This window comes from uncultured Agitococcus sp., from assembly GCF_937920075.1.
Classification (GTDB): Bacteria; Pseudomonadota; Gammaproteobacteria; order Pseudomonadales; family Moraxellaceae; genus Agitococcus.
The window spans coordinates 1-1949 of sequence record NZ_CALETI010000134.1; the positions used below are offsets into that span (position 1 = coordinate 1).

A 1949-nucleotide genomic window follows, 5' to 3' on the forward strand; every position below is an offset into this window, starting at 1 on the left:
GCGTTTTCTGTGTTGTTGCCTGCGCGTTGTAAACTGCCTAATGCTCGCTCACCATCGCGTAATCGTCTAGTATCAACACCAAGCCCAATCATCAATAAATCTGCCATCTTATCACCTCTTTTTACCGATTGAGCGTAGCGCGTTTTTAACACTGTTAGCCACTTGTGCGCGTTTATCTTGAGTCATTACGCGAACCATAGGCATAGGACACAAAGGGTCTGTTGCCTCGTTTAGCATATCAGCATACACAAGACTTAGCTGCATAATTGTATCAGCTTCCCATGAGTCTAGCACATAACCCGATAAATCAGCCCACGCTTTTAACTCAGTCCAAGATAGCCGTTTTGCTATACCGTCATTATAAGAGATTGTTCCTGCTTCATGCAGTAAATTGATAAGATAAAGCCCACTTGTTAAAGTAGGCATATCAGGCGTTAGGGTGGGATTTTTTTGCGTGAATTGCTTTAGGCGCGTAATACGATTGTATTCTTTCGCGCCTTTAGTTTGCGGACAACTATTCCACCACGCTTGCTGTTTAGCGTAGAGTTTAAGATTCTCTACGCATTGATAAAAAAATTGGCGCGGTCGCTAATAGCATTATCAATTTGCTCTTTAATCCAGTTATAACGTGTATAAAGACTGACAGCATTATCAAAGCTAAACTCGATAACTTTGCTGCCCTCAGAGATACCTTTCCAGCCTAACGTACATTGTGCCAATAGCTCGATGGTATCGCGCTCGTTAGCGTTTAAGTCTAACTCTTTAGACTTACGCGCTATTTGTGCCTTGGCTCGTGCTTTGATTGCGTTTTTAAATACAGGCGAGTCATGGCCAACAATAGTAATCTCAATATCAGGCAAAAACTCACCAGTCACAGGATGCTTCAACTGAATAACAGCATCATTTTTTGGTAATAAAGTCGATAAATCCATAATAGCCTCTATTTGTTTTGTTGCCCCTATTGCTAGGGGCGTAATGGTTTAAAGATTATGGCAAGGCAACAGATATAATATCGGTATTGATTTCTAGGTTAATAGAACCTGACAAAATCTGGTCAACACTGCCAGCGTTTGTTTTAAACGACATAACCAACGCGCTAAAATAATCTTTTGAGCCGTCTTGGTATGTAATAGCAATCGCTTTGTTAGCATCAGAGCCAACGGCTGCAAGCGCGATAATCTGCCCTGCATCGTCACGGTCAATCGCTAACTGTAAAGCCATTGTGCCATCGTTAAAAGAGCCTTTACGCTTGATAGTGCGTCTTGATGCGATAGGGTTATGCGTAACCGTTGCATATTCGCGGCCAAATTCGCCTAAGTCGGTTACTTCGCCAATCAAAGAAAAGGTTAATGCTGCGTACCCTGCGGCATCGTTTGTAGCTGGCAATGTGGCACTAATGCCAATAGTTGCCCCTGCGGTTGTTTGTACTAAAGCTGCGGTCATTTTGAGTTACCTCGTAATCTGTTGATATGGGACGGTTACAGGCAACATATACCACCCGTCTTGTGTAAATCCAGTGTTTACGCTGCCTGTTTTGTCAATGCGAACATTATTAGATAATACCGTATTTCGTGCAAATGCGCTCAAAATTAAATCCGCAATTTGAGCCGCTCTCACTGTGCCTGTGCCGTCTTTTACAAAGATAGAGCATTGCATAAGTCCTAGTGTTTGGTTTGTTGTTGCAATGCCTAAAGCGTTAGTCCCTGCATTTAAAATACTAACTCGGATATGCTCGCCTGTAGGTGGGTTAGGTTTGCCATTGTTTAAGCTGTTTGGATAATAAATTGTAGGCAACGAAGCCTTAACCGCTTCTAGCTTGTCAAAGAGTGCCAACTCTATTTCTGCTTGACTCATTGTACACTCCTCACGGCTTGCTCCAACTCATACAATGCTAGTCTAGCACTTACTCTAACCATGCCATTAGGTGCTTGTTGGCTATGGCCATACTC

4 protein-coding genes are annotated in these 1949 nt (G+C 42.8%); all 4 read right to left on the reverse strand.

Translation table 11 applies throughout. From position 1 onward, the window contains the following. Positions 1–111: 111 nt before the first annotated feature. Complete coding sequence (locus Q0212_RS05045; protein ID WP_297923134.1) at positions 112–426, reverse strand: hypothetical protein; 315 nt, start codon at positions 424–426, stop codon at positions 112–114. A 131-nt stretch (positions 427–557) separates the two neighbouring features. After that, positions 558–932: a hypothetical protein gene (locus Q0212_RS05050; RefSeq protein ID WP_297923136.1), complete on the reverse strand. Its 375-nt coding sequence runs from the start codon at positions 930–932 to the stop codon at positions 558–560. Positions 933–987: 55 nt separating this feature from the next. Beyond that, on the reverse strand, positions 988–1443 hold the full coding sequence (locus Q0212_RS05055) for a hypothetical protein (protein ID WP_297923139.1): 456 nt from the start codon (positions 1441–1443) through the stop codon (positions 988–990). A gap of 6 nt (positions 1444–1449) precedes the next feature. Continuing rightward, positions 1450–1854, reverse strand: a complete 405-nt coding sequence (locus tag Q0212_RS05060) for a phage tail terminator-like protein (protein WP_297923142.1) — start codon at positions 1852–1854, stop codon at positions 1450–1452. Positions 1855–1949: the final 95 nt, after the last annotated feature.

Coding starts and splice junctions, on each gene's coding strand:
- Q0212_RS05045 (WP_297923134.1), bottom strand. CDS start 426: ATGCCTACTTTAACAAGTGGGCTTTATCTTATCAATTTACTGCATGAA.
- Q0212_RS05050 (WP_297923136.1), bottom strand. CDS start 932: ATGGATTTATCGACTTTATTACCAAAAAATGATGCTGTTATTCAGTTG.
- Q0212_RS05055 (WP_297923139.1), bottom strand. CDS start 1,443: ATGACCGCAGCTTTAGTACAAACAACCGCAGGGGCAACTATTGGCATT.
- Q0212_RS05060 (WP_297923142.1), bottom strand. CDS start 1,854: ATGAGTCAAGCAGAAATAGAGTTGGCACTCTTTGACAAGCTAGAAGCG.